Origin of the sequence: Paenibacillus sp. S-38 (assembly GCF_049942825.1) — a bacterium.
GTDB lineage: Bacteria > Bacillota > Bacilli > Paenibacillales > NBRC-103111 > Paenibacillus_G.
The window spans coordinates 687,967-713,358 of the sequence record NZ_CP187970.1; the positions used below are offsets into that span (position 1 = coordinate 687,967).

Genomic DNA, 25,392 nt, shown 5'->3' on the forward strand with positions numbered 1-25,392 from the left:
GCATGAAAGATGCAGGTAAAAGTGATTTATTAACTACGATTGCTAATCTAGAGGTTAAAATTAAAAGTTACGAACAGCAGATTTTGCAATTGGAACAAGAAAAACAAAACTCTTTAAGTCTCATTAAAAATCAAAATAATTTAATAGACGATTTAAACAACCAATTAGAAATTATATATCAATCAAATGGGTGGAGATTTTTATCTAAATACTATAGAGTTCGTGATTCCCTCCGTGCTCCCAGATTATTTAAAAGAACTAGTAAATCAAAAAGTAAAGAAATGAATATTAATAATGATTTGGTATCTATAATCATACCGGTTTACAATAATTCTAAATTTCTTAGACAGTGTTTCGACAGTGCACTGAACCAAAATTATGAAAATATAGAAGTTGTAGTGGTGGATGACTGTTCAACAGAGAATGAAGTGCAAGCTATTATTAATGAGTATTCTACAAACAAAAGATTTAAAGCATTTAAAAATAATATTAATAGCGGAATAAGTGCTACTATGAATAATGCAATAATAAAAGCGGAAGGTAATTGGATAGCCTTTTTAGATTGTGATGATTGGTTGGAACCTGATGCAGTCTCAAAGTTAATGAATGTTATTCATGAGAAGAATGCGGTGTATGGTTACACGGATAGAATTAACGAATTTGAAAATTCGAATTCCAGAAAAATCGAATCGTTTGCAGTAAGACCTACTCAAAACTATTTCAACGAATTACTAGTAGGTATGTATACAACACATCTGAAAATTATTAAAAAGGATGTTTTCCTAAAAATAGGGCTACATGAATCTCGATTCGATGGAGCACAAGACTATGACATTGCTCTAAAGACGGCCTTTCATTTTGGGGATGCTTTCGCATATCTCCCTGAAGCAGTCTATCATCATCGAATCCATGATAAGCAAACTACCCAGGAAGCTGCAATACGAATAGAAAAGATAGTTGCCACAATTAAGAATGAAGCAAAACTTAGAAATCAGATTAGAAAGGGTCAGTCTGATAAGTTAGTATCTTTTGTTATCTTGTCTTTTGAAAAAAAAGATATGACCCTACAATGTGTTGAGTCTATAATGAATTCTGTAAAAGTTCCATATGAAATTATTATCTTTGACAATGCATCCTCGCAGGAAACCCAAGAGTTTATCCGGGAGAAGGTTGAACCGCTACCTAAAGTAACTGTTTTTTATTCCGATTCGAACCTAGGTTGTCCTGGCGGTAGGAGGAAAGCAACTACGTTTGCTAAAGGCGACTACATTATCAATTTAGATAACGATATACTTGTTACTGAGGGGTGGATAGAAGAACTTCTAGTAACCGCGGAGAAAGAGCCTAATATAGGAGCCGTATGTTGTAAAACAGTTTTTCCTAATGGAGAAATTCAATTTAATGGTGGTACTTACAGTATCACAAACAATGACTTTATTACTTTTTTACTCACAGATAATAGTAAAAGGGAAGAAGATGTTGAAACTGCTCTATGGCACGAATGTGGCTGGGTGCCAGGCGGGGCCACACTGTTTAAGAGGATAGTTGTAGATAGGCTCGATTACTCAGAGGGGTATATTAATGCTTTTGAAGATAATGATATTGCAATTCAAATTAAAAATTTGGGATATAAGATGTTGAATTGTCCCTCATCCAAAGTTTACCATTATCATATCATGCATAATAAAGAACAGATCAATAAAGAGAAAGATTACATGCGTGTCAGATATAATAATGAGGGTTTTGTTAAATCGCTATTAAATTTTTATAAGAGAAATGCCCTTATTATTAACGATCCATTTGTACATCGTTTGATGAACGCCGAAGGGTTATCCAAATCAGAAATCAAAAATAGAGTCAAAAAGCTCATAGCAGATGGTATCGAATAAATTCTTACAGAAGATAGGAGGCCCTCATGAAAGGTATTATCCTAGCAGGCGGAACAGGCTCGCGCCTCTTCCCCTTAACCAAAGTAACCAATAAACACTTGCTCCCGGTGGGTAAGTATCCGATGATTTTTCATGCTGTAGCCAAATTAAAAGAAGCAGACATCCAAGACATTCTTATCGTTACGGGAAAGGACCACATGGGTGATGTCGTCAACTTGCTCGGCAGCGGCTCGGATATGGGGGTAAGCTTCACTTATAAGGTTCAAGATGAAGCGGGCGGTATTGCCCAAGCGCTTGGTCTTGCTGAGCAATTTGTCGGTGATGACCAAATGGTTGTTATTCTTGGTGACAATGTATTCTCGGACAGCATTGCTCCTTATGTCCAAAACTTCAAACAGCAGCAAACGGGCGCAAAGATTCTGATCCAGGAAGTACACGATCCGAACCGCTATGGAGTTCCAGAGCTGCAGGGAGACAAGATTGTTTCGATTGAAGAGAAGCCTGCAGCTCCAAAGAGCAGTTATGCGGTAACGGGGATCTACATGTTCGATAGCAGCGTGTTTAGCATCGTTAAAACGTTAAAACCATCGGGTCGCGGTGAGCTGGAGATCACGGACGTGAATAATGCTTATATTGCTAATGGTACCCTTACATATGACATCCTTCAGGGATGGTGGACGGACGCAGGTACCCATGCATCCTTGGCTAAGGCTAATGATCTGGCTCAGGAGCTTGTATTTGGTGAAGAGTTCGGCAAGTTGAAATTGTAGAGGTGGCGTCGAGATGAATATTATTCAAACCAAGTTGGATGGAGTTGTCATTATCGAACCGGCTGTATTTGGAGACAACCGGGGCTTCTTCATGGAAACGTTCAGTGCCCAGAAGCTGAAAGAAGCAGGGCTGGAATATCCCTTCGTTCAGGACAACCACTCGCTATCCGTTGAAGCGGGTGTGCTCCGCGGCCTGCATTATCAGTTGAATCCCAAGGCCCAAACGAAGCTTGTTCGTGTAGCAGCCGGGGCCATCTATGATGTGGCTGTGGATATTCGTAAGAACTCCCCGACCTATGGTCAGTGGGTCGGTGTCATTTTGAGTGCAGAGAATAAACGTCAGCTGCTCGTTCCGCAGGGGTTTGCTCATGGCTTCTGTACGCTGGTACCCAATACGGAAGTTTTGTATAAGGTGGACCAGTACTACTCGCCTGAGCATGATCGAGGCATCGCGTGGAACGACCCGGCTCTTGGAATCGACTGGCCGGTATCCAAACCCGTGCTGTCGGACAAGGATGGGAAGCATCCGCTTCTCGCAGACGCAGACAACAACTTCGAATAACGGAGGCCTTCTTTTATGAAAGTTCTTGTAACCGGCGGAGCCGGCTTTATCGGCAGTAACTTTGTGATCTATATGCTCAATAAATATCCTTCGTACCAAATCATCAACGTTGACGCTTTAACCTATGCAGGTAACCTGGAGAATCTGACGGCGGTTCAGGATAATCCGAATTATACTTTTGCCAAAGGGGATATTGCGGATTCTGCGTTCGTAGAAGGCTTGTTCCAAGAAGGGATCGATGTAGTGGTTAACTTCGCGGCAGAGTCCCACGTAGATCGGAGTATTCTGGACCCTCAAATTTTTACGAAGACAAACGTGCTCGGCACCCAGGTTCTCTTGGACGCGGCGAAGAAGCACGAAGTGAAGAAATTTGTTCAAGTGTCCACGGATGAAGTGTACGGATCTCTTGGCGAGACAGGACTTTTCACGGAGACTACCCCCTTGGCGCCAAACAGCCCATACTCCGCAAGCAAGGCTGGCGGAGATCTAATCGTGCGCGCTTATCACGAAACGTACGACATGAATGTGAACATTACGCGCTGTTCGAACAACTATGGACCATATCAATTCCCTGAGAAACTGATTCCTCTGATGATTGCCAATGCCTTGAATGACAAGCAGCTTCCGGTCTATGGGGATGGCCTTAATATCCGTGACTGGCTGTATGTAGAAGATCACTGCAGCGCGATTGACCTGGTAATGCATGATGGGGTGAGCGGCGAAGTATATAACATTGGCGGTAACAACGAGCGTACCAATATCCAGATCGTAAAGACGATCCTAGAACAGCTGGGCAAGCCTGAATCCTTGATTACCTATGTCCAGGACAGACTGGGTCATGACCGCAGATACGGTATTGATGCAGCGAAGATTACGAATGAGCTGGGCTGGAAGCCGAAGTATCATTTTGAATCCGGAATCAAAGCTACGATTGCCTGGTACTTGGACAACAAGGAATGGTGGCAGCGGATCCAGTCAGGGGCATATCAAGAGTACTACAACCGTCAGTATGCTTCGAGATTGGTGAACTAGAACATGAAGGTGCTGGTTACCGGTGCGAATGGCCAGTTGGGGCAGGATGTTGTTGCTTTGTTTGCTGAGCAGCATGAAGTACGGGGGCTTGGTCGTGCACAGCTTGATATTACAGAGCTGGAGCAATGTCTAGAGCAGGTGGAGTCTTTCCGTCCGGATGTTATTATTCACTGTGCCGCTTATACGGCAGTAGACCAAGCTGAAACCGATGTCGATGGAGCTTACCGGGTTAACGCAGTAGGCACACGCAATATGGCTGTAGCGGCAGAGAAGGTCGGCAGCAAGCTCTGTTATATTAGCACGGACTACGTATTTGATGGAAAGGGCACTTCCCCATACAAGGAGTACGATAAGACCAATCCGTCCGGAATATACGGGAAGTCCAAGGAAGCCGGAGAGCAGCTCGCCATATCCTTGTGCTCTCGCTATTTTATCGTGCGTACGTCCTGGGTCTATGGACTGCATGGGAATAATTTCGTCAAGACGATGCTCAAGCTCTCGGAGGATAGGGATCGTTTGAAGGTGGTACATGATCAAATCGGTTCTCCGACCTTTACGGAAGATTTGGCCGGCTTCCTGCTGGCTTTGGTGGGTACGGAGAAATACGGGATCTATCATGCTTCGAATTCCGGTACCTGCTCCTGGTATGAGTTTGCTAAAGCCATCTTCGAAGAGAGCGGGAAAGCGACGATCGTCGAACCTTGTACAACGGATGAATTTCCAAGACCTGCACCGCGTCCTTCCTATTCTGTAATGGACCACTTGTCCATCCGTATCAACGGGTTCAGCGAGATTCGCCCTTGGCGTGAAGCGTTGGTCGACTTTTTGCATAAATATAGTCAGGTTAAAGCATGAAAAAAGTAAACGTGCATATCGTTACCTATAATAGTCAGGATGATATTGCGGAGTGTCTGATGGCTGTATTGGAGCAGACGTATCCCCTTCATCAGATTATTGTGATCGACAATCAATCACAGGATAACACGGTCCAAGCGATTCATGGGCTCCAAGACCGAGGAATCACGGTGGTCGCCAATAAGGAGAACAATGGGTTTGCCGGTGGGCATAATCAGGCGATCCGCATGGCCGATCCTGGAGTGGATTACTATCTTGTACTGAATCCGGATGTCAAATTGCATCCGGATTATGTTGTTTCTCTGGTTCAGGCTGTGGAGAAGGATCCATCGATTGGAAGCGCGACAGGTATGCTGGTGTTCACCGAAAACCCAACGGTTATCGATAGTACAGGCCTGCGAATCAACAGAGCCCGAAGGGCTTTTGATCGTGGGCAAGGAGAAGCAGCGGATCGGTGGAGACAGGAGGACGAAGTATTCGGCGTATCCGGGGCAGCCGCGTTCTATTCCAGTCGAATGGTGCGGGATATCAGTGTGGATGGCGAATTCTATGATGAGGATTTCTTTGCCTATAAAGAAGACGTCGACGTCGCTTGGAGAAGCCGTGTGATGGGATGGAAAGCCCTCTATGTACCGGAGGCCAAGGGCTATCACCGCCGCGGCTGGAAGAAGGGCTCACGAGGGACGATCCCGCTTCGGATTCGGCGATATTCCTATATCAACCGATATAAAATGATGATGAAAAACGACCGGCTGCTCGAGGTCCTCAAGCAGTGTGTGCCGCTCTTCATGTATGAGCTTCCAAGCTTACTTTACTTTCTGGTGAGAGAACCTCAGGTACTTGGAGCGTGGAAATCCGTATGGAGTACGTGGAGCGAGCTTAGACGGAAAAGAGAATACATCCATAGCAGAAGAAAATCGGAGTGGCAGGAGATTTATAGATTTTTTGAGTAAGGGCCCTGTGTTCCACTCTTCCTACTATTTCATGATATAATATGACTATATGTCATGCTATGTGGAGAAGTTTAATGGACTTGAGTATTATTATTCTTAACTATAATACCCGTGAATTAACCCTGCAGTGCTTGGAATCCGTATATCGTTCACAAGGCTGCAGCTTTGAAGTCATCGTGGTCGACAATGCTTCAAAAGATGATTCGGTTGCAACCATTGAGAGAGAATATCCGTCTGTTACATTGGTAGCCAACTCAGCGAATGTCGGGTATTCCAAAGGGAACAATCAGGGGATGCGCTTAGCTAAGGGGCGCTACATCCTTCTTCTGAATTCGGACACGGTCATCCAACCGGATACGCTCAAGGTTATGGTTGACTTGATGGACAAGAACCCGCAGTTTGGCGCAGCGGGCTGTAAAATCGTTCTTCCCGACGGTTCCTTGGACAAAGCGTGCAAACGCGGCTTTCCTACACCTTCGGCTTCCTTTTATTATGCGTTTGGCATTTCGAAGCTGTTCCCCAAGTCAGCTAAGTTCAATCAGTATCAGCTGAGTCATCTGGATCCCGATGACGAATATCCGGTGGATTGTCTCGTTGGTGCTTTCATGATGGTGCGAAGAGAGGCCATCGAGCAGGTAGGCATGCTGGACGAGGAATTTTTTATGTATGGCGAGGATATTGATTGGTGCTATAGAATTAAGCAGGCCGGGTGGGGGATTTACTATTTCCCCAGAACCCAGATTGTTCACTATAAGGGCGCAAGCAGTCGCCGAAAGCCTTTTAAGATTATTTATGAGTTTCATAGAGCGATGTTTCTTTTTCATAAAAAGCACTTCCAGCGTAAATATTCTTTCCTCATTAACGGGTTGGTTTACGCTGGCATTAGCATAAAATTGGTATTGTCCTTGATGATGAATCGATTCGGGTCGGTGAGGTGAGAAAAGAGTGGTTCGACAAAGCCAAGGCTTTTTGTCCCAATTATACGCGCTAACGGATTTCTTATGTATCCAGCTCGTCTTTCTGTTTTCTTGGTGGTTGAAATTCAAAAGCGGCTGGATCCCGCATGAGAATCCGCTGCCTATCGAGATGTATGCCTTGTGGAGCATGGTCTATGGCGCTGTCGCCATCTTTCTCAGTTACTTCTCGAATTTCTATACACCGAAGCGGAAGAAGAGGTTCTCTTACGAGCTCTTCACCATTATACAGATTAATGTCATCAGCCTGCTGATTTTGCTCAGCTTCTTATTTATTTTTAAGGAGTTGGACATATCCCGTTCGTACCTGCTGCTGTATTTAGTATCCAATATTCTTGGCATCAGCTTTTATCGTTATGCCCTAAAGATCGCTCTCAAGAAGTTCAGACAAAAAGGATACAATAAGCAGTTTGTTCTTATTCTGGGAGCGGGGTCGCTGGGCAAAAAGTTTTATGCTAACCTGAACCGGCATCCGGAACTGGGGTATGAAGTCGTTGGTTTTCTGGATGATTTTCAAAGAAAGCATGAAACGGGGTTCGAGCATTACAAACCAATTGTGGGCCAGATCAATGAATTGGAAGCGATCCTGCAGAACCTGCTCGTGGATGAGGTTATCATCGCACTGCCGCTGAATGCCCATCACAAATACGGTAAAATTATCAATATCTGCGAGAAGGCCGGCGTCAAAACCTTGATTATCCCGGATTATTTTGATTATCTGCCGTCCAAACCCTACTTCGATAACTTTGCAGGCATTCCGCTCATCAACGTTCGCGATATTCCGCTCGACGAGTTCCGCAACCGTTTCTTAAAACGCGCCTTCGATATTATCTTCTCCCTCGCGGCGATTCTTATGACGCTGCCGTTGCTCGTGCTGATCGCGATTGGCGTTAAGCTCACTTCGCCGGGGCCGGTGATCTTCAAGCAGGAGCGTGTCGGGCTGAACCGACGGACGTTCATGATGTATAAGTTCCGCTCGATGCGGGTGCAGACGGATGGTACATCCGATACGGGGTGGACGACGGAGAACGACCCGAGGAAGACGAAGTTCGGTACGTTCCTACGCAAGACGAGTCTGGATGAGCTGCCGCAGTTCTTCAATGTGCTGTTCGGGCACATGAGTGTGGTGGGTCCGCGTCCGGAGCGGCCGTACTTCGTGGAACAGTTCAAGGAAGAAATCCCGAAGTATATGGTTAAGCACCACATCCGCCCAGGCATTACCGGGTGGGCGCAGTCCAATGGTCTGCGTGGCGATACCTCGATTGAAGACCGGATCAAGTACGATATCTTTTATATTGAGAACTGGAGCTTTCTCTTCGATATCAAGATTATCTGGAAGACGATCATCAATGGTTTCGTGAACAAGAACGCTTATTAGTAGAGGGAATCACTGTAATAAATAAGGTGTATACAGGTAGTACCAGCATGACTATGCAGTACGCAGGATTTAAGAGCTGCCCATGTACTTATTAATACCTACTTAATACAACGCGAAACTCCTCCAACCGATGGTTGCAGGAGTTTTTTCTTGTACGCCCAGCATGGGCGCCATCTCTAGGGTGAGAGTCCCGAACGGGGGCTGGCGAGCGCCTACCGTTAGCCAAGGGCAAGGGTGTCGGCCGTGAGGCGGAATCTGAAGGAAGCCGGAGGCAAATGCACGGGCCAAGGTACACGAACCTAATTTGAGGCAGTGTCAGTCGGATGAGTCTCCAAGACAAGACGAAATCCAAAGCCGCCAAGGGCTGATGCTGTAAACTTAGGTGGTCGCGGGCAGACAGATGGCGTTCTTATCTGGGGAGGCCTGCGGATACGCGAAGTGACTTCGTAACCGCGGCTGAGAAGCCGCGCTGAATCCGCAGGAGTCAGCAGAGGCCATAGTACGCGAGTACGGGACGCCGGAAAGCGGAAGGGCTGAACCGAAAGGAGAGAGGAAACCGGTGCGTTCGCGTGAAGAGCAGAGACAGCAGAATATTCCGCAAGGGAGCTCGCGGCAGAGAGAAGCGGTGAAGCCGCCAGGGTATGCCGGAGCGCCGAGTTCTTCGCCGGCACAAGCCGACCTTTTCTCTCGCAAAGGCCAGAGCAGGCTGCTGGAGAAGATGCTCGAAGGGCACAACCTTCGGCTCGCCTACAAGCGAGTGGTACAGAACGGAGGAGCGCCCGGAGTGGATGGTGTAACGGTAGCCGAGCTACAAGCTTACCTGAAAACCCACTGGGAACAGGTGAAAGCCAACCTCCTGACGGGAAGCTACAGACCCGCGCCAGTCAAACGGGTGGAAATCCCCAAACCCGGAGGCGGTGTACGGCTGCTTGGCATCCCGACCGTAATGGACCGTTTTTCTCCAGCAGGCGCTTCTGCAAGTGATGAATCCGATTTTTGATGCACATTTCTCGGGGTACAGCTACGGTTTCCGCCCGGGAAGACGGGCGCATGACGCCGTAAAGCAGGCACAAAGCTATATCCAAAGCGGCCTCAGATGGGTCGTGGATATGGATCTGGAGAAATTCTTTGACCGGGTGAACCATGACATGCTCATGGCTAGAGTAGCACGGAAGGTGGAGGACAAGCGTGTCCTGAAGCTCATCCGCTCCTATTTGAACGCCGGAGTCATGTCGCATGGAGCGTTGGAGCGCACACCGGAAGGCACGCCGCAGGGCGGTCCGCTCAGTCCGCTTCTGGCGAACATCCTGCTGGACGATCTGGACAAGGAACTGACAAGACGGGGACTGCGGTTTGTCCGCTATGCGGACGACTGCAACATCTTTGTCTCCAGCAAGCGAGCAGGGGAGCGCGTGATGGAATCGGTGATTCGCTTTGTGGAAGGAAAGCTGAAACTGAAAGTGAACCGGGATAAAAGTGCAGTGGACCGGCCATGGAACCGCAAATTCCTAGGCTTTAGTTTCCTGTCGAACAAACAGGCGACGATTCGGCTGGCTCCTAAGACAATTTCGCGATTCAAAGAGAAAGTCCGGGAACTGACGAACCGAACCAAGCCTGTACCGATGGAGGAACGCATCCGGCGCCTGAACCAGTACATGCTGGGCTGGCTAGGTTATTTTCGCCTAGCCTCGGCGAAGACGCACTGCCAAGCCTTTGACAAGTGGATTCGGAGAAGACTCCGCATGTGTCTATGGAAACAGTGGAAACGGGTGAAGACACGCATTCGCGAACTACGTGCGCTCGGCGTTCCGAACTGGGCTGCCTATATGTTGGCAAACTCCCGTCGAGGTCCGTGGGAAATGTCCCGTAGCACAAACAATGCCCTCCCGACTTCCTACTGGGAAGCGAAAGGGCTTAAAAGTTTGCTTTCTCGTTACTCGGAACTTTGTTAACCTTTTGGAACCGCCGTATGCGGACCCGCATGTACGGTGGTGTGAGAGGACGGAGGCTAGCCGCCTCCTCCTACTCGATTGTACCCCTTGTCTGCATATTGGGCCAAGTCCCCACATAGACATGTTATCAGATGGATTCTTGACTATGGCGTGGAGGGGATGAAGGGATGCGGCGGTATACATGGGTTGTTGCCCTTGTAATGTTGTGTATGGTCTTGGTGGTAACCGGCTGCGGCGGGAAGAAGGATGCGGGTTCGATCGTGAAGGATTTGGACAAGGTGGTCGGCAAGCTGCAAAGTTATCATGCCAAAGGGCTTATGAGGCTCAATACGAGCGCGGAAGCCCAGGAGTATGACGTGGAAGTGTGCTATCAGGCGCCGTCCTATTATCGGATCTCGCTGACCAACGCAAAGAAAGATATTACGCAGATCGTGCTGCGCAACGATGATGGGGTGTTCGTGCTGACCCCGCATTTGAACAAGAGCTTCCGGTTCCAAAGCGACTGGCCGAACAACCAGGGACAAGTCTATCTGTATCAATCGCTTGTAGAGAGCATTGTCACCGATACAGACCGTCAATTCGCAGAGGATGAGAAAGCGTACGTGTTTGACGTGGCGGCGAACTATCAGAACAATTCGCTGGTGCGTCAGAAGATCTGGCTGGATAAGAAGACGTACCAGCCGCAGCATGTGGAAGTATCGGATGCGAGCGCGAATGTGATGGTGGAGCTGAACTTCAGCGAATTCCAATTTGACGCGAAGTTTGATAAAGCCCAGTTCGACATGCAGCATAACATGACAGGCTGGCAGACGAAGACCCTGCCGACGATGAAGCATGAGGAGACAGGGAAGGAAAAGGCCGGCGAGGCCTCCGGCAGCGGTAAGCCGGCGGCAGGTACTGCGGGTGAAGCGGGTGCTTCCGGCAAAGGCGCCGAGGGCGCTGCAGCAAGCGGCACGGCGGCTGCCGGCACGAACGGCACGGTAGGCTCCAGCGCGGCCGGCAAAGGCGCTGAGGGCGCCGCAGCGGGCGGTACGGCAGCTGCCGGCACCGGCGGAGCCGCAGCCGGCAGCACCGCAGCAGAAGGCGCTCACGGCGCCGCTGGAGCCGCCGACACGCACGGCACCGCTGCTGCCGCCGCAGGCGCAGCCGGCCAAGCCGCCGCAGGCGCAGCCGGCCAAGCCGCCGCAGGCGCAGCCGGCCAAGCCGCCGCAGGCGCAGCCGGCCAAGCCGCCGCAGGCGCGGCGGGCCAGGGCGCGGCCCCAGCGGCCACCAGCACAGCCGGCCCGGCCATCGATACCGGCGCCAGCTCCAGCGCAGCTGCCTCCGGCTCTGCGGCGAAGCAGACGGCATCGTTCGGCGTGATCGAGCCTCACTACCTGCCGAGCGGCGTGAAACGCCAGGACATGACCGAGGTCAAGCTCGGCGAAGACAAAGCGGTGATGCTGCGCTACTCCGGTACTTACAACTTTACGCTGCTCGAGTCGCGTCCGACGACCAAGGAAGTGTCCTACCTGCCGGGCGATGTGCTTGATCTCGGATTCACGCTGGGCGTGGTCACCGGGGAAGCGAAGAAGACGCTCGTCTGGACCTCCGAGGGCGTGGAGTTCCGCCTCTCGACAGCGGATCTGCCGCAAGATGAGATGATCAAAGTCGCCCAGGCGGTCCAGGGCGAGCTGGGCAAATAAATAACCCATTGGAAGGGTTTCATAGCGCATCCTCTCCCGAATTACCAATTTCTACGTTGACAGGTTGCGGTGGAACGGATTAACATGGGTTTAGCGATTGACCATCCAGGGAAGCTCTCTCCGGGACGCCTATCAGGCCCCCGAAGGGTGGCTTCCCTGGGTTTTGTAAGATCTAATGAGGCAGAAGAAGGTGGAGGCATGGATTCGTTTTACCGTCCTACGCGGGTGGAGATCTCGCTGGATGCTTTGCGCCATAACATCGGAGAGTTCCGCAGGGTGCTGCCGGAGCATGTGCGGATGATGGCGGTGGTCAAAGCCGACGCGTACGGACACGGTGCGGTGGAGGTGTGCCGGGAGGTGCTGCAGTGCGGTGTGGAATACATCGCGGTAGCGTTCCTGGACGAAGGCCTGGAGCTTCGGAAGGCGGGGATTGCCGCTCCGATTCTGGTGCTGGGCTACACGCCGCCGGAGGGGCTGGAGACAGCCTGGAACCATGATATCACGCTCAACCTGTACACGGATGAACTTCTCGATGCCTGGGAACGACTCGGACCGCGGGAGCGGCCGCTGCGCATTCACATCAAGGTCGACACAGGAATGAACCGGATCGGCGTCACCGGTGAAGAGCAGGCCGTCGCGCTCATCGAGCGGGCGCTGGGCATGGCCGGACTGCAGGTGGAAGGGCTGTTCACCCACTATGCCTGCGCGGACGAAGAGGACAAATGCTATACGCTGCAGCAGTACGCGCGCTTTCAGCAGGTGGTGGAACATTTCCGCAGCCGGGGAATCGAGTTCCCCTATGTGCATGCCGGCAACAGTGCGGCGGCGATTGACACGCCGGAGCTCACCTACAACATGGTGCGTCTCGGCATCTCCATGTACGGCCTCTATCCGTCGAATGAGGTGATGAAGGAGCGGGTCGACCTGCAGCCGGTGCTCAGCATCAAGACCGGTGTCGTCATGCTGAAGAAGGTGCCTGCAGGTGAGGGCATCAGCTACGGCGCGGTCTACCGGCCCCAGGAAGAGGAAACGATCGCGACGCTGCCCATCGGGTATGCTGACGGTTTCTCACGAATGCTGACGGGCAAGGCGTATGCTTTGGTCCGCGGCAGACGCGTGCCGATCGTTGGGAGAATTTGCATGGACCAGTGTATGATGAACGTTACGCCCCTTGCCGATATTTCTAGTGAGGAAGAAGTCGTCATATTAGGAAGGCAGGGGAGTGAGACCATCTCGGCGGAAGAGCATGCGCAGTGGCTGGGCACAGTCAATTACGAAGTCGTCTGTATGATCTCCCACCGGGTGCCCCGGATGTACATCCGCGGGGGGCAAGTGGTCTCGACCATCAATCCGCTGCTGCGGCATTTATGGGAGCGCAAATAAGGAGCATCCAGGTCAGGGTTTGACAGGCCGTGTCGAAAGGATTTCATTTCCATCGATTTTTTTCGTAGGGCTTGAGAGGATTTTCTTGGTTTGCCGCGAATATGTAGGGAGACATGGTTTCAGGAGCCTCCCGGTATAACATATCCGCTATACTCTGTGCATATATTGCTTTTGTATATATTTACAGAACTTTTGCCATAATGGAAGTAGGGTGCTTGTATGTTTTTGGGGGTGCATGATCAGGTGGCCAATGTGCAGAACACGAAACGAATTATGATCAGTTTACCGGACCATTTGCTGCAGGAGGTGGACTATCTCGTGGAAAAGGAAAATTCCAATCGGAGCGAGTTCATCCGACAAGCGATGAAGCTTTATTTGACTGAGCGCAAGAAGCGGCATTTGCGTGAAACGATGCAGCGTGGATACATGGAAATGGCCAAGATCAACCTTCACATGGCCTCGGAAGCATTCCAAGCGGAGGAAGAGGCGGATACCACGCTTGACCGTCTGGTGAGCGGGGTGTGACTCGGTTGATTGTCAAACGTGGCGATGTCTTTTTCGCAGATCTGTCCCCCGTCGTGGGGTCCGAGCAGGGCGGTATCCGGCCCGTTCTGATCATTCAGAATGATATCGGTAACAGATTCAGTCCCACGGTCATCGTGGCGGCCATTACGGCCCAGATTCAAAAAGCCAAGCTGCCCACGCATGTGGAGATCGACGCGGAAGCGCACGGTTTTGACAGGGATTCCGTCATCCTTCTGGAGCAGATTCGCACCATAGACAAACAGCGTCTTACAGATAAGATTACCCATCTGGATGAAGAAACCATGCGCAAGGTCGATGACGCCCTTCAGATAAGTGTCGGACTGATTGAATTTTAAAACCATGTTATGCCAGCCGGAGGCGGGGGTGCGTATGCCCCTGCTTTTTTCGCTGTATACCGGTGTGGGATTTGAGAGGAGAAGAGGACAGCCGATGACACAAGAGGGAACGGGTACATCTGTACTGGAGTTGACCGATGAGAAGAAAGCGGCGGTACGCGAGCGGATCCTGAAGCAGATTGCAGGGGAGCTGTCGCTGCCGGCAGGCAAGGTGAAGACGACCGTAGGCCTGCTGGAAGAAGGCAACACGATTCCGTTCATTGCGCGCTACCGCAAGGAGATGACCGGAGAGCTGGATGAGAACCAGCTGCGGGATATCGAGGAGCGCCTGACGTACCTGCGCAACCTGGAGGATCGTAAGTTCGAAGTGCTCCGCCTCATTCATGAGCAGGGGAAGCTGACGGATGAGCTGCAGCGGTCGATCGAAGCGTCGGTGAAGCTGCAGGAGGTCGAGGACCTCTACCGGCCGTATCGCCAGAAGCGCAAAACGCGGGCCAGCGTAGCGAAGGAGAAGGGGCTTGAGCCGCTCGCCCAGTGGATCGGGTCGCAGCCTCGGCAGGGGAACCTGATGGGCGAAGCGGGCCGGTATGTGAACGGCGAGAAGGGCGTGAATACGCCGGAAGAGGCGCTGCAGGGCGCGATGGATATTCTGGCGGAGAGCATTGCCGACGATGCCAAAATCCGCGCTTGGGTCCGCCGCCATACGACGGAGCAGGGCGTGCTGCGGACCGAAGCGAAGGATGCGGAGGCTGAATCCGTATACGAGATGTACTACAGCTATCAGGAGCCTGTGCGGAAGCTTCCGCCCCACCGGATTCTGGCGATCAACCGCGGAGAGCGGGAGGAGATGCTGAAGGTGTCGCTGGATGTTCCGGTGGAGCGGATCCATGACTTCATGATCAAGCAGGTTGTGAAGGGGCCGTCGATCGTGAGGGATACGCTGGTGGCGGTCGTTGAGGATGCGTACAAGCGTCTGCTGGCTTCGTCGATCGAGCGCGAGGTACGCAACGAAATGACGGAGAAGGCGGAGGAGAAGGCAATCGAGGTGTTCGCCGAGAACCTGCGTAACCTGCTGCTTCAGCCGCCGGTCAAGGGCAAGGTGGTGCTGGGCGTCGACCCGGCGTACCGGACAGGCTGTAAGCTGGCCGTGGTGGACGACACGGGCAAGATGCTGGAGATTGCCGTCACGTACCCTACGCCGCCGAACAACAAGGTAGCGGAGGCGAAGGCGAAGTTCAAGGCGCTGATCGAGAAGTACGGCGTTGAGCTTGTTGTTGTAGGCAATGGGACGGCTTCCCGCGAGACGGAGCAGTTCGTCGCTGAACTCATCGGCGAGCTGAAGGAGCGCCGCCTTCAGTACCTGATCGTAAACGAGGCGGGGGCGAGCGTCTACTCCGCGTCGAAGCTGGCGCAGAGCGAGTTCCCGGATCTCGACGTGGCCGAGCGCAGCGCAATCTCGATCGCCCGACGGGTGCAGGATCCGCTGGCGGAGCTCGTGAAGATCGAGCCCAAGGCGATCGGCGTGGGGCAGTACCAGCACGATGTGGCGCAGAAGCGGCTCGACGAGAGCCTGACGTTCGTCGTCGAGTCGGCGGTTAACCACGTCGGCGTGGATGTTAATACGGCTTCGCCGTCGCTGCTCTCATACGTGTCGGGGATCAACAGCACGCTGGCGAAGAACATCGTGAAGTACCGCGACGACAACGGCAAGTTCGTCAGTCGTACCCAGCTGCAGAAGGTGCCGCGTCTCGGTGCGAAGGCTTACGAGCAGAGCGTAGGGTTCCTGCGGGTTGCCGAAGGCAAGAATCCGCTGGATAACACGCCGATTCATCCGGAGTCCTACGATGTAGTGGACAAGCTGTTCCGCGAGCTGAAGCTGAGCGCGTCGGAGCTGGGCTCCCCTGAGCTCAAAGCGAAGCTGCAGCAGGCGGATGTGGAGGCATTGGCCGGGAACCTCGGCGTAGGCGTGCCGACGCTGCGCGATATTCTGGACTCGCTGCTGCGTCCGGGAAGGGATCCGCGGGAAGAGCTGCCGCCGCCGATGTTCCGCACGGATGTGCTTCAGCTGGAGGACCTGAAGCCGGGCATGGAGCTCAAGGGAACGGTGCGCAACGTGATTGACTTCGGTGCCTTCGTGGACATCGGGATTAAGAACGACGGGCTCGTGCATATTTCGCAGCTCAGCAATTCGTTCGTGAAGCATCCGATGGATGTGGTGTCGGTCGGGGACGTGGTCACCGTCTGGGTACTGAACGTGGATACGAAAAAGGGCCGGGTCGGCCTCACCATGAAGAAGCCGGCGGACGTGTAACGGCTGCCTTTTCCAAGCTCAGCTGCTTTAGTGGTGCTGAAGCGGGAGTGCGCTCACCCAGGCATCGGGCATTGATATTAGCGTGGATCAACAGAAATAGAGCATAGGCCGGAGGAGGGGACCGTACACTGGACAGTGGGTCCCGGTGACCTCGGGCTTATGCTCTATTCGGCTGATTAGGGGTTGACCGGGGAAGCCGGCTGGTCGCTTGGCTCCTCATCGGATTTGCGGGTCCGGTAAAAAAACCAGCAGTCGTTCAGAAGCCGGATCTGCCGGCGGTTCTTGTTGTAGAATGCCCGCATGAGTTGGTTGCAAAGCCATTGTGGCAAGGCTCATCAGTCCCTTCGCTCTAGCTGCTCTGTACTACAGCTTATGGGCTCCGGGCTTCCGGGGTGCAGGTCCCACTGCGGACGGAACGGATGAAGGGTTAAGCGAGCTCTTCTTCCTCTTCGTACCACTGCTCCAGCTGGGCTTGAAGGGCGCGGATCTCGGTAAGGAGGGAGATCAGAGGATACTGCTTCTCCTGCTCCAGAAGTGCAGCGAACGAGCGCTCGAGCGCATTGATATACTCGAGTCCGTGCTGCACCTCATATCCGGGGTGAACGATCTCGATGCCGTCGAACTCGGCGATAAAGACGGGCAGGACCGGTGCTCCCGGAGCCGTCAATTTGTCGAGTTCCTTGTGCAGCCGCTGGTTCAGTGCGCCGAGCTGGTACATGTGCGTAGCGGGCATTTCAACGAATTCAAGTTGATCATTCAGCTTCAATAGGGCATACTTCATGTTGGACGTCGACATGGGGGTAAAGGCTCCTCTCCGTACTTCGGAACAGGGGATGATCGAACAAGCCGAAGCGCTGTTCCGCGATTCCTACTTGACAGTGTAGCCCAACCTGCGGTTACAATTCAAGTGAGAAACCTATAGAGAGATCAGAGCAAAGGATGGGAGAAAAATGGATGACCGGCAGCTGCAGCTGTGGGTGGAACAAATTTCGCTGTCGTCGTTTGGCATACCGTTTGAACACAAGGCCCGTTTTAACCGGAGGTTGAGATCCACGGGCGGGCGCTATTTTATGCGCAGCCATGATATCGAGATTTCCTGGCTCCACTACGAGCAGTTCGGTATGGAAGATGTCGAGAAGATCATCAAGCACGAGCTCTGCCATTATCATCTTCATATCAAAGGCGGAGGGTATCAGCACAAGGATGCGGACTTCAAGTGGCTGCTCGAGAAGGTGGGCGGATCGCGTTACTGCCAATCCCTGCCTCAGGCATTCCAGCGCAAGGAGCCGTATAAGTACAAGCTCGCCTGCGTGAGCTGCCCGATGGAATATCTGCGCAAACGCAAGGTTGATCCCCGTAAATACGTGTGCGGCAAATGCAAGGGGAAGTTGAAATTGCTGGCACTTGACTTGAAACAGCATTCATGATAAATTAAAAAATGTCCTTCCCTGATAGCTCAGTTGGTAGAGCACTCGACTGTTAATCGAGTTGTCACAGGTTCGAGTCCTGTTCGGGGAGCCAATTTTTTTTGGAGAGATACCCAAGTGGCTCAAGGGGACCCTCTGCTAAGGGGTTAGACTGCGCAAGTGGTGCGAGGGTTCGAATCCCTCTCTCTCCGTACAATGAAGAACCGCCAATTAGGCGGTTTTTTTCTATTATATAGGGTATGTAAATTCGGCATGAAATGAAGGCCATTGCTAACACAATTCACCAGAGGGCGACCGGAGGGACAAGGAATTCCGCTAAATGCAGCCTCCTAAGAGGGTTGGGTCAGGGAGGCGGACGCTCTGGTGGAAAGATGTACTGCTGCAGAGCCGTTCCAGGCTAACGTTTGCTGCAAAGCGGAGGGTCTTGACCGCACATCGATAGCACGCCGGAAGATGTAACCCGAAGATTCATATTATTTATAAAAAAAGACTTGCCAAAGGACAAGCGGTTCGATATAATAACACTTGTCGCTTCGAAGGAAACGACAAAATAGTTAATAAGGCCCGTTGGTCAAGGGGTTAAGACACCTCCCTTTCACGGAGGTAACAGGGGTTCGAATCCCCTACGGGTCAGTTTCTTATACGCGGTTGTGGTGGAATGGCAGACACGCTATCTTGAGGGGGTAGTGGGCGTACGCTCGTGGAGGTTCGAGTCCTCTCAACCGCATTGAAGCAGAACGGGAAGAAGGCCTGAGGATGAAGCTCAGGCCTTTTTTGTTTTGTCTACCCGCATCTTCCAAGCCTCGATATTGAAACGGCTCAGCATCCGTGATTTGTTTGGGGAAGGTGTCTTTCGGGTAATCTATCTGCAGAGATGGGCAGGCAGATCCAATCATTCCGAAGGGAGCGGAGAAGGATGTTGAAAACCGAACAGTTGGAAGAACGGATTGTGAAGGTGCTTGAGGCCAATGACGTTTGTTCGTTCGGGACGGTATCGGGCAATCAGCCGCGGGTGCGCTATATGGCGCTGCTGCATGAGGGCATGACGATCTATCTGGCGACCAACAGCAAGACGGACAAGGTGGATGAACTGAAGGAAAACGATAACGTCTTCGTGCTTGTTGGGTATGACGGGCGCAAGTCCGACGAGATTCTGCAGATCGCCGCGAAAGCGGAAGTATGCGAGGACCGGTCCCTGCGTGAGAAGCTCTGGAACGACAAGTTCGAGGCCTGGTTCAAAGGACCGCATGATCCGGAGTATGTCATCCTGAAGGTGGTTCCGACCCGGGTGGAATTGTATGAAGGTTCGACAGGGCCGCAGGTATGGGAAAAATAAAACAATCGGGCACGGATTCAGCTCGTACGGGGAGCACAGAGGAGAACTCTTCTGTGCTCTTTTTTTGTAAAATTTTGAGTGTTTCTGCCGTTTCCAGTCAAGAGGACGGAGTTAATGAAAGGTGGGGGAGACTTGTCCCGTACTGCTTAATCCATGTTCCGAAGAAGAAACGGAGGGAAATCTATTGTTCAAACGTATCGATCGAATTGCCGCCGACCTGCCGAAGGCTACGTATGCCGACCCGAATGCGGCCGCTGCCGTCCAGGAACTGCTTGGCGGGCGTTTTGGCGAGATGTCGACACTGAATAACTACCTGTTCCAATCGTTTAACTTCAAGGGCAAAACGAAGCTGAGACCGTTCTATGATCTTGTGGCAAGCATCACGGCGGAGGAGTTCGGTCACGTCGAGATGGTAACGAACGCGATCAACCTGTGTCTGGCGGGTTCGACTTCTCCGGCCGAGCCGGATATGTCTCCGCTCCAGGATGCGAAGAACTTCCGCAATACCCAGCACTTTATTGCCGGGGCACAATCGGCGCTGCCGTACGATTCCATGGGCAAGGCATGGAATGGGGAGTATGTGTTTAACAGCGGCAACCTGATCCTCGACCTGCTGCACAACTTCTTCCTGGAGTGTGGGGCGAGGACTCACAAGATGCGCGTCTATGAAATGAGCGACCATCCGGTTGCACGTGAGATGGTTGGTTATCTGCTCGTCCGCGGCGGCGTTCACGTGGTGGCTTATGCCAAGGCGCTGGAGGTGGCGACAGGGGTGGATGTAACGAAGCTCATCCCGATTCCGAACCTGAGCAACAAAGCTTTTGAAACCACGCGCAAATACGAAGCGGCGGGGCTGCACACGAAGCTCTTCACCTTCAGCGATGAGGATTACAAAGGCATCCGCGACATCTGGAAAGGGACTCACCCCGAAGACGGGCAGCCGCTTGAGGTCATCGACGGAGTGCCGGAAGGAGCGCCGGTGCCGGAGTTTGACGAGACGCCGGAAGAGTTCGCTCCGGGCATCGGACCGGAGGAATTCATGCTGATCGCCCAGCGTCTGCAGCGTTCGGCTGGGTTGTAATCCGGCATCGCGGTCAAGGCGGTATGCCGTTTCACATAGATGAAGCCCGGATGGGAAAGAGTCACTGCTCATTCCCATCCGGGCTTTTGTCGCTGCATTACGGCTTCCCTCTCTCTCCGCTTTACTCTCCGATGGCAAAGAGGTATAATGAGGAGCATCACCTGCGGTTGTGGTGGAATGGCAGACACGCTATCTTGAGGGGGTAGTGGGCTTACGCCCGTGGAGGTTCGAGTCCTCTCAACCGCATCATAGGAACACAGACGAAAGAGAAGTCGAAGGGGCTCTTCCTGCCCGGGCGGCTTCTCTTTTTTTTTGATTTACCCGGGCGGCCGGGAACGGCCGGGCTATAGGCGCATGAGCGCCTGGCGTTCGGCTTGCGGCCGGCACTGGCGGCAGACGCCCACCACTTTGCTGGGACCGGCGTAGAACGTGAGTTCCTTGGCGGGCACCTTGCGGCGGCAGTACGAGCAGCTCTGCCGGCCGAGAGTGGATGTGCTGCGCCGCCCGAAGGGGCGGTTGGCGCTCCTGCTGCGTTTTCGAAGCAGGATGCCGAAGAGGGCTGCTGCTAGGAGCAGGACACCTATGATGACCACGGGGGAGACGGGAGAAGAAAACAGGCCGGACATGTGAGGTCACCTCGCTGGATAGGCTGTATGGAATACATCGCTGTGCTCAGGAGTTCGACGCGGCGGCCCGGGTTTCCTTTTATCTATGTATCCGCATGGTGGTGTAGCCGCGGTCTTTACAGGATTTTAAAATGGGCTTAACGCATAATGGTTGCAAGTCTGTGCCGGCCCGGCCCATAATAGGCTCATTGTAACAATACGGCAGACGTGAGGAGGAAGGGAATATGAACATTCTTCAGAATAAGCCATTGGTGATCGGGCATCGGGGGGCGGCCGGGGAAGCGCCGGAGAACACTCTCGCTTCCTTTGCGCTGGCGGTGAAGCAGGGGGCGGATGCGGTGGAGCTTGATGTTCACTTGTCTGCGGACGGTGAGCTGATCGTCTGTCATGATGCGACAGTGAACCGGACGACCGACGGGGCCGGTGCGATCGCCGATCTAACGGCCGCTCAGCTGCGCAGGCTTGATGCGGGACGATGGTTCGACGAGAAGTATGCCGGTGAGCCTGTGCCGACACTGGAGGAGGTCTTCCGCGAGACTCCCGCAGGCGTCATGATCAATGTGGAGATCAAATGTCCTTACAGCAGCAGGCTGCAGATGAGACTTTTTGAACTGCTGAAGCTCTACGGCCGGTTGGAGGGGACGGTGGTTTCCTCTTTTAATCACAAAATCCTCCACAGCCTCCAGGCTGCCGAACCGGTGTTGAAGGTGGGGCTCCTGTACGATGCAAACCTGGTTCATCACCGGCGGCTTGCGGAGAGTTCGGGTATGAATGTTTACTCTCTGCATCCTTACCATCTGCTGATCGATCCCGAAGATGTGGCGGATGCGACGGCGAACGGACTGCAGGTGTATCCTTTTACAGTGAATGATGAAGGGCAGATGCATAGGGCGGTGATGGCGGGCATGTCCGGGATCATTACCGATTATCCGGCCCGGCTGAGATCGCTGCTGGAAAGAATGACTTAGGGAGGCAGAAGAAACTGCTCCCGGAGGCATAAAGAAAACCTCCTGTCCTTCCGATAAAGAGGGAAGAGATGGGAGGTTCCAGACCTATGTTCAATGTACGTTCGCTGGGAGCCCGCGTCCTGCCCTTTGTGCTGGCAGTGCCGCTGCTGCTTCCCTTCGCTGCGGCCCCTGCGTCTGCGGCGGTTCCCTTCCCGGATGTGAATCCGAACCGGCACGCCTGGGCGATCAGCTCTATCGAAGTCATGTCGGAGAAAGGGATTGTAACCGGCTACCCGGACGGCCGTTTTCTGCCGGACCAGAGCATTTCGAAGGCGGAATGGACGACGATGGTGTACCGGCTGTTCGATAAATATCGCCCGAATCTGTATGCGTATGGATCGGACAAGGTGGAGGGGTATGCGGATGTGCCTCCGCTCCACTGGGCGTATCAGCCGATCACCGAGATATACGATGCCTCATTCCGGATCGGAGGCTTCGGAGAGGATTTGCACGGCGACCTTGCCTTCCGGCCCGATATGCGGCTGAACCGGCTGCAGCTGGCGCAGATTCTCGGGAGCTTGTTCCGCAACCGTCTCTTGAATGCGCAGCTGGCTCCAAGTGATGCCTGCTCCCTCGTCGCTTCCCTGAAGGACGTTCCGTCGAAGTTCCTGCCGGACACGGAGGTCTATAGTGAGGCACAGGCCGACGGGCGTTACGTGGCAAGCGGCTATATGAATTCCGAGGAGGCCGGGTCCGTGTATCCGACGCTGTTCCTGGGTAACGGAACCGGCAACTGTGCATACGGGGACGACGAGCTTTCGAATCAGCAGGCGAAAGCGCTGGCCAGCCTGCAGGCATCCGGTATTATGTCGGCGGATGATGCGGGATATTTCCGGCCGCTCGATGCGGTGAGTCGTGCGGAAGCCGTGACGATCCTCGATCGGATCTATCTGTATCTCCGGGGACTCGGGTATACTGCCGATTATTCGTCCGTGGAGCTCGAGGAACCTTCGGAGCGGGATGGAAGCACGGGAAGCGGCAGTGGTACGGCCGGTACGGCGGTTCCTCCGGTAAGCGGCGGAGCAGCCGGCGGCAATGCCTCTGCAGGAGGCGGTGCATCCGTGCCTCCGGCCGTGATCGGTGCCGATGGCACCGGGGTGATCTCCCGCAATGTGCTGCGTAAGGGAGAGATTGAGACGACGGTCCGGCCCAACGGGCGTGAGTACCTTCAGTTCGATCTCGAATCCGACTGGAAGGTCGATCTCTATGTCATTGTTGACGGGCAGATCGGATTCGTACGCCAGGAAGACCTGCCGATGACCATTCCTGTAGATGGGGTGACTTCCGTAGTGTTCCGGACGCAGCAGAGGGAGAAGCAGGTCGGCGCGGTAGATAATGTGGCTACCCTTACGACCAAGCTGTTGGATGAGATGCCGGCCAAGGGTAAGAAAAAATAAATCCTTAAAGCTTCCATCGCGTCCATCCCGGCTGTTCGGGTCAGACAAAAACTCAAAGGCTTCCGTTCTCCTAAGGGGAGAGGGAAGCCTTTGTTTGCGCTGCGGGCTCCGGGGGGCCGCTTTTTTACTGCAGCAGATGCTTGTACGGAGCGTAGTCGATCTGCTTTTTGTCCAGGTACGAGATCAGGCTCTTATAGTCGCGGCGCGGCGTGGCCAGAATATAACCGCGGATGCAGTGATCCTGCGTGACAGCAGAAGCGTTGTCCGCTAGAGCGACCTCGCCGATCTTGGCTGCGATCGTGTGGCGTGCGATATCCCGGAAGGGGGAGGGCACCGGTTCCACCAGCATTTCGAGGAACTGCTTCGATTCATCGGTCCACAGGTGCCGCGAGGCCTCGACATAGTGATTCTGCCAGTCGAGCTTCGACCTGCCGTCTTCTTTGGGGAGAACCTTGATGAATTTGCGGAACATGAAGTAGCCGCCGATGGACATGAAGGCAATCAGAACGAAGACCCAGAACATGATAAAATACATAAACCCGTCAGGGGCGGCTTTTGTGCTCAGATAGATCATGGAATGGATTCACCTCATTCTCCATTATACCTCAGGGGCCCGGCCGGGAAAACATGGAGAAGGGCGATGATTTGTGTCCTTTTATAGATTTCTTCGTTCATTCCCTGTAAAATAGACGGGAGTGAGGCAAAAGAAGGAGTGTGTTTGAAGAGCTATGGTGAGAATTGGATCGCACGTATCGTTTTCAGATAAAGGTCTGCTCAATGCCGCCAAAGAAGCCGCTTCTTACGGGTCCGGCACGTTCATGATTTATACGGGGGCCCCCCAGAACACGCGCCGCAAGCCGATTGAGAATCAGTTCATCGAAGAAGGCAGGACGGTGATGGAGGAGAACGGGATCGGCGAGATCATCGTTCACGCTCCGTATATCATTAACCTTGCTTCCTATAAGGAAGACACATTCGAGCTTGCCGTCCGCTTCCTGCAGGAAGAGATGCGCCGGACGGACTACATCGGCGTGAAGCAGATCGTGCTGCACCCGGGGGCCTACACGGACAAGGATGCCGAGTATGGCATCGGACGGATTGCTGAAGGGCTGAATGAAGTGCTCGAGGGCGTCAAGGACACCGGCGTTCACATTGCGCTGGAGACCATGGCGGGCAAAGGCACCGAGATCGGCCGCAGCTTCGAGGAGCTGGCCTCCATCATGGAGAAGGTCGAGAAGAATGACCGTCTGACCGTATGCCTGGATACGTGTCACGTACACGATGCCGGCTATGATATCGTGAACGATCTGGATGGCGTGGTGGAGGAGTTCGACCGGATTATCGGGCTGGACAAGCTGGCTGTCATCCACCTCAACGACAGCAAGAATCCGCGCGGCGCAGGAAAAGACCGGCACGCTCCGGTAGGGGCCGGCTGGATCGGATTCGAGGCGATGCACCGCCTGGTGCACCACGAGAAGCTGAAGCATCTCCCGTTCATTCTGGAGACGCCGTGGATCGGCAAAGAAGATGGAACCGAGCGCCCGATGTATGAGGCGGAGATCGCTCTGCTGGGCGGTACGGTAAAGGATCGGTTCGGTGCGGATTTCCTCGCCGATGTCGAGATTCTCAGCCATTTCTTCAAAAAGCAGGAGCTCGATCCGCGCAGCTATGTTCTTCAGACCTGGGAGCTGCTTAAGACCGACGCCAAAGCGAAGAAGGCTGACGGCCGTGAGCCGATGGAGCGCCTCTATGACCTGATCATGGCGGACAACCTGTTCCCGCAGCTTAAGGAAGAAGAAGTCAACCACAGGCTCACCGCGTGGTTTGCCGGCGATCAAGTATTCGCAGCAGTATAATTCATGGCAGCCGCCGGACGGCATCAGGCCGTTATAG

At 53.2% G+C, this 25,392-nt stretch carries 23 protein-coding genes, 5 tRNA genes and 1 pseudogene; 25 read left to right on the plus strand and 4 right to left on the minus strand.

Annotated features, from left to right (window positions below):
• Positions 1-2 precede the first annotated feature (2 nt).
• The 14 genes and pseudogenes from ACP26L_RS03250 to ACP26L_RS03315 all read left to right on the plus strand — a co-directional run bounded on the left by ACP26L_RS03250 (position 3) and on the right by ACP26L_RS03315 (position 16,625).
• A complete protein-coding gene (locus tag ACP26L_RS03250; RefSeq protein WP_426451093.1) occupies positions 3-1,889 on the plus strand; it encodes a glycosyltransferase family 2 protein in 1,887 nt (628 codons plus the stop codon).
• Positions 1,890-1,915: 26 nt separating this feature from the next.
• Positions 1,916-2,659 (plus strand): sugar phosphate nucleotidyltransferase, encoded by a 744-nt coding sequence (locus ACP26L_RS03255; protein ID WP_426451094.1) that lies wholly within the window; start codon positions 1,916-1,918, stop codon positions 2,657-2,659.
• A 13-nt stretch (positions 2,660-2,672) separates the two neighbouring features.
• Entirely contained in the window at positions 2,673-3,221 is a 549-nt protein-coding gene (rfbC, locus tag ACP26L_RS03260; protein ID WP_426451095.1) for a dTDP-4-dehydrorhamnose 3,5-epimerase, read from the plus strand.
• Between the two features lie 15 nt (positions 3,222-3,236).
• Complete coding sequence (gene rfbB / locus ACP26L_RS03265; RefSeq protein ID WP_426451096.1) at positions 3,237-4,253, plus strand: dTDP-glucose 4,6-dehydratase; 1,017 nt, start codon at positions 3,237-3,239, stop codon at positions 4,251-4,253.
• A gap of 3 nt (positions 4,254-4,256) precedes the next feature.
• Positions 4,257-5,108 (plus strand): dTDP-4-dehydrorhamnose reductase, encoded by an 852-nt coding sequence (rfbD, locus tag ACP26L_RS03270; RefSeq protein ID WP_426451097.1) that lies wholly within the window; start codon positions 4,257-4,259, stop codon positions 5,106-5,108.
• Positions 5,105-6,061 (plus strand): glycosyltransferase family 2 protein, encoded by a 957-nt coding sequence (locus tag ACP26L_RS03275; RefSeq protein WP_426451098.1) that lies wholly within the window; start codon positions 5,105-5,107, stop codon positions 6,059-6,061. The genes rfbD and ACP26L_RS03275 overlap by 4 nt, the downstream gene beginning before the upstream one ends.
• 74 nt (positions 6,062-6,135) lie before the next feature.
• Positions 6,136-6,999: a glycosyltransferase family 2 protein gene (locus ACP26L_RS03280; RefSeq protein WP_426451099.1), complete on the plus strand. Its 864-nt coding sequence runs from the start codon at positions 6,136-6,138 to the stop codon at positions 6,997-6,999.
• Positions 7,000-7,006: 7 nt separating this feature from the next.
• Positions 7,007-8,413: an undecaprenyl-phosphate glucose phosphotransferase gene (locus ACP26L_RS03285; RefSeq protein WP_426451101.1), complete on the plus strand. Its 1,407-nt coding sequence runs from the start codon at positions 7,007-7,009 to the stop codon at positions 8,411-8,413.
• 559 nt (positions 8,414-8,972) lie between these two features.
• Positions 8,973-10,365, plus strand: a pseudogene (gene ltrA / locus ACP26L_RS03290) (group II intron reverse transcriptase/maturase).
• Between the two features lie 209 nt (positions 10,366-10,574).
• Positions 10,575-12,050 carry an outer membrane lipoprotein carrier protein LolA gene (locus ACP26L_RS03295; RefSeq protein ID WP_426451102.1) on the plus strand — a complete coding sequence of 492 codons (1,476 nt, stop codon included), beginning with the start codon at positions 10,575-10,577 and terminating at the stop codon, positions 12,048-12,050.
• A 198-nt stretch (positions 12,051-12,248) separates the two neighbouring features.
• On the plus strand, positions 12,249-13,433 hold the full coding sequence (alr, locus tag ACP26L_RS03300) for an alanine racemase (RefSeq protein ID WP_426451103.1): 1,185 nt from the start codon (positions 12,249-12,251) through the stop codon (positions 13,431-13,433).
• Between the two features lie 243 nt (positions 13,434-13,676).
• Positions 13,677-13,958, plus strand: coding sequence for a CopG family ribbon-helix-helix protein (locus ACP26L_RS03305; protein ID WP_041617724.1), 282 nt, complete (start codon positions 13,677-13,679; stop codon positions 13,956-13,958).
• A 5-nt stretch (positions 13,959-13,963) separates the two neighbouring features.
• On the plus strand, positions 13,964-14,314 hold the full coding sequence (locus tag ACP26L_RS03310; protein WP_014649298.1) for a type II toxin-antitoxin system PemK/MazF family toxin: 351 nt from the start codon (positions 13,964-13,966) through the stop codon (positions 14,312-14,314).
• 94 nt (positions 14,315-14,408) lie between these two features.
• Positions 14,409-16,625 carry a Tex family protein gene (locus tag ACP26L_RS03315; protein WP_426451104.1) on the plus strand — a complete coding sequence of 739 codons (2,217 nt, stop codon included), beginning with the start codon at positions 14,409-14,411 and terminating at the stop codon, positions 16,623-16,625.
• A 176-nt stretch (positions 16,626-16,801) separates the two neighbouring features.
• Here the strand turns inward: ACP26L_RS03315 and cmpA are convergent, their stop codons facing one another.
• Positions 16,802-16,954: a cortex morphogenetic protein CmpA gene (gene cmpA / locus ACP26L_RS03320; RefSeq protein ID WP_143768091.1), complete on the minus strand. Its 153-nt coding sequence runs from the start codon at positions 16,952-16,954 to the stop codon at positions 16,802-16,804.
• A 98-nt stretch (positions 16,955-17,052) separates the two neighbouring features.
• On the minus strand, positions 17,053-17,421 hold the full coding sequence (locus ACP26L_RS03325; protein ID WP_426451105.1) for a hydrolase/acyltransferase: 369 nt from the start codon (positions 17,419-17,421) through the stop codon (positions 17,053-17,055).
• Positions 17,422-17,575: 154 nt separating this feature from the next.
• Here ACP26L_RS03325 and ACP26L_RS03330 point away from each other — a divergent pair, with 154 nt between their 5' ends.
• The 8 genes from ACP26L_RS03330 (at position 17,576) to ACP26L_RS03365 (ending at position 20,715) form a co-directional block, all read left to right on the plus strand.
• A complete protein-coding gene (locus ACP26L_RS03330) occupies positions 17,576-18,052 on the plus strand; it encodes a SprT family protein (RefSeq protein ID WP_014368385.1) in 477 nt (158 codons plus the stop codon).
• 18 nt (positions 18,053-18,070) lie between these two features.
• Positions 18,071-18,146 (plus strand) — tRNA-Asn (locus ACP26L_RS03335).
• 9 nt (positions 18,147-18,155) lie between these two features.
• A tRNA-Ser gene (locus ACP26L_RS03340) sits at positions 18,156-18,243 on the plus strand.
• Positions 18,244-18,613: 370 nt separating this feature from the next.
• A tRNA-Glu gene (locus tag ACP26L_RS03345) sits at positions 18,614-18,685 on the plus strand.
• An 11-nt stretch (positions 18,686-18,696) separates the two neighbouring features.
• Positions 18,697-18,779, plus strand: a tRNA-Leu gene (locus ACP26L_RS03350).
• A gap of 189 nt (positions 18,780-18,968) precedes the next feature.
• Positions 18,969-19,388, plus strand: coding sequence for a pyridoxamine 5'-phosphate oxidase family protein (locus ACP26L_RS03355; protein ID WP_426451106.1), 420 nt, complete (start codon positions 18,969-18,971; stop codon positions 19,386-19,388).
• A gap of 184 nt (positions 19,389-19,572) precedes the next feature.
• On the plus strand, positions 19,573-20,469 hold the full coding sequence (locus ACP26L_RS03360; RefSeq protein ID WP_426451107.1) for a manganese catalase family protein: 897 nt from the start codon (positions 19,573-19,575) through the stop codon (positions 20,467-20,469).
• 163 nt (positions 20,470-20,632) lie between these two features.
• A tRNA-Leu gene (locus tag ACP26L_RS03365) sits at positions 20,633-20,715 on the plus strand.
• Between the two features lie 98 nt (positions 20,716-20,813).
• Here the strand turns inward: ACP26L_RS03365 and ACP26L_RS03370 are convergent.
• Positions 20,814-21,095, minus strand: a complete 282-nt coding sequence (locus tag ACP26L_RS03370) for a hypothetical protein (protein ID WP_426451109.1) — start codon at positions 21,093-21,095, stop codon at positions 20,814-20,816.
• 224 nt (positions 21,096-21,319) lie between these two features.
• Here ACP26L_RS03370 and ACP26L_RS03375 point away from each other — a divergent pair, with 224 nt between their 5' ends.
• Together ACP26L_RS03375 and ACP26L_RS03380 are read left to right on the plus strand one after the other, a co-directional pair.
• A complete protein-coding gene (locus tag ACP26L_RS03375; protein WP_426451110.1) occupies positions 21,320-22,063 on the plus strand; it encodes a glycerophosphodiester phosphodiesterase in 744 nt (247 codons plus the stop codon).
• An 86-nt stretch (positions 22,064-22,149) separates the two neighbouring features.
• Entirely contained in the window at positions 22,150-23,499 is a 1,350-nt protein-coding gene (locus ACP26L_RS03380; RefSeq protein WP_426451112.1) for an S-layer homology domain-containing protein, read from the plus strand.
• A gap of 124 nt (positions 23,500-23,623) precedes the next feature.
• Here the strand turns inward: ACP26L_RS03380 and ACP26L_RS03385 are convergent, their stop codons facing one another.
• Positions 23,624-24,073, minus strand: coding sequence for a DUF2621 domain-containing protein (locus ACP26L_RS03385; RefSeq protein ID WP_426451113.1), 450 nt, complete (start codon positions 24,071-24,073; stop codon positions 23,624-23,626).
• 154 nt (positions 24,074-24,227) lie between these two features.
• Between ACP26L_RS03385 and ACP26L_RS03390 the strand changes: the two genes are divergently transcribed.
• On the plus strand, positions 24,228-25,355 hold the full coding sequence (locus tag ACP26L_RS03390; protein ID WP_426451115.1) for a deoxyribonuclease IV: 1,128 nt from the start codon (positions 24,228-24,230) through the stop codon (positions 25,353-25,355).
• Positions 25,356-25,392: the final 37 nt, after the last annotated feature.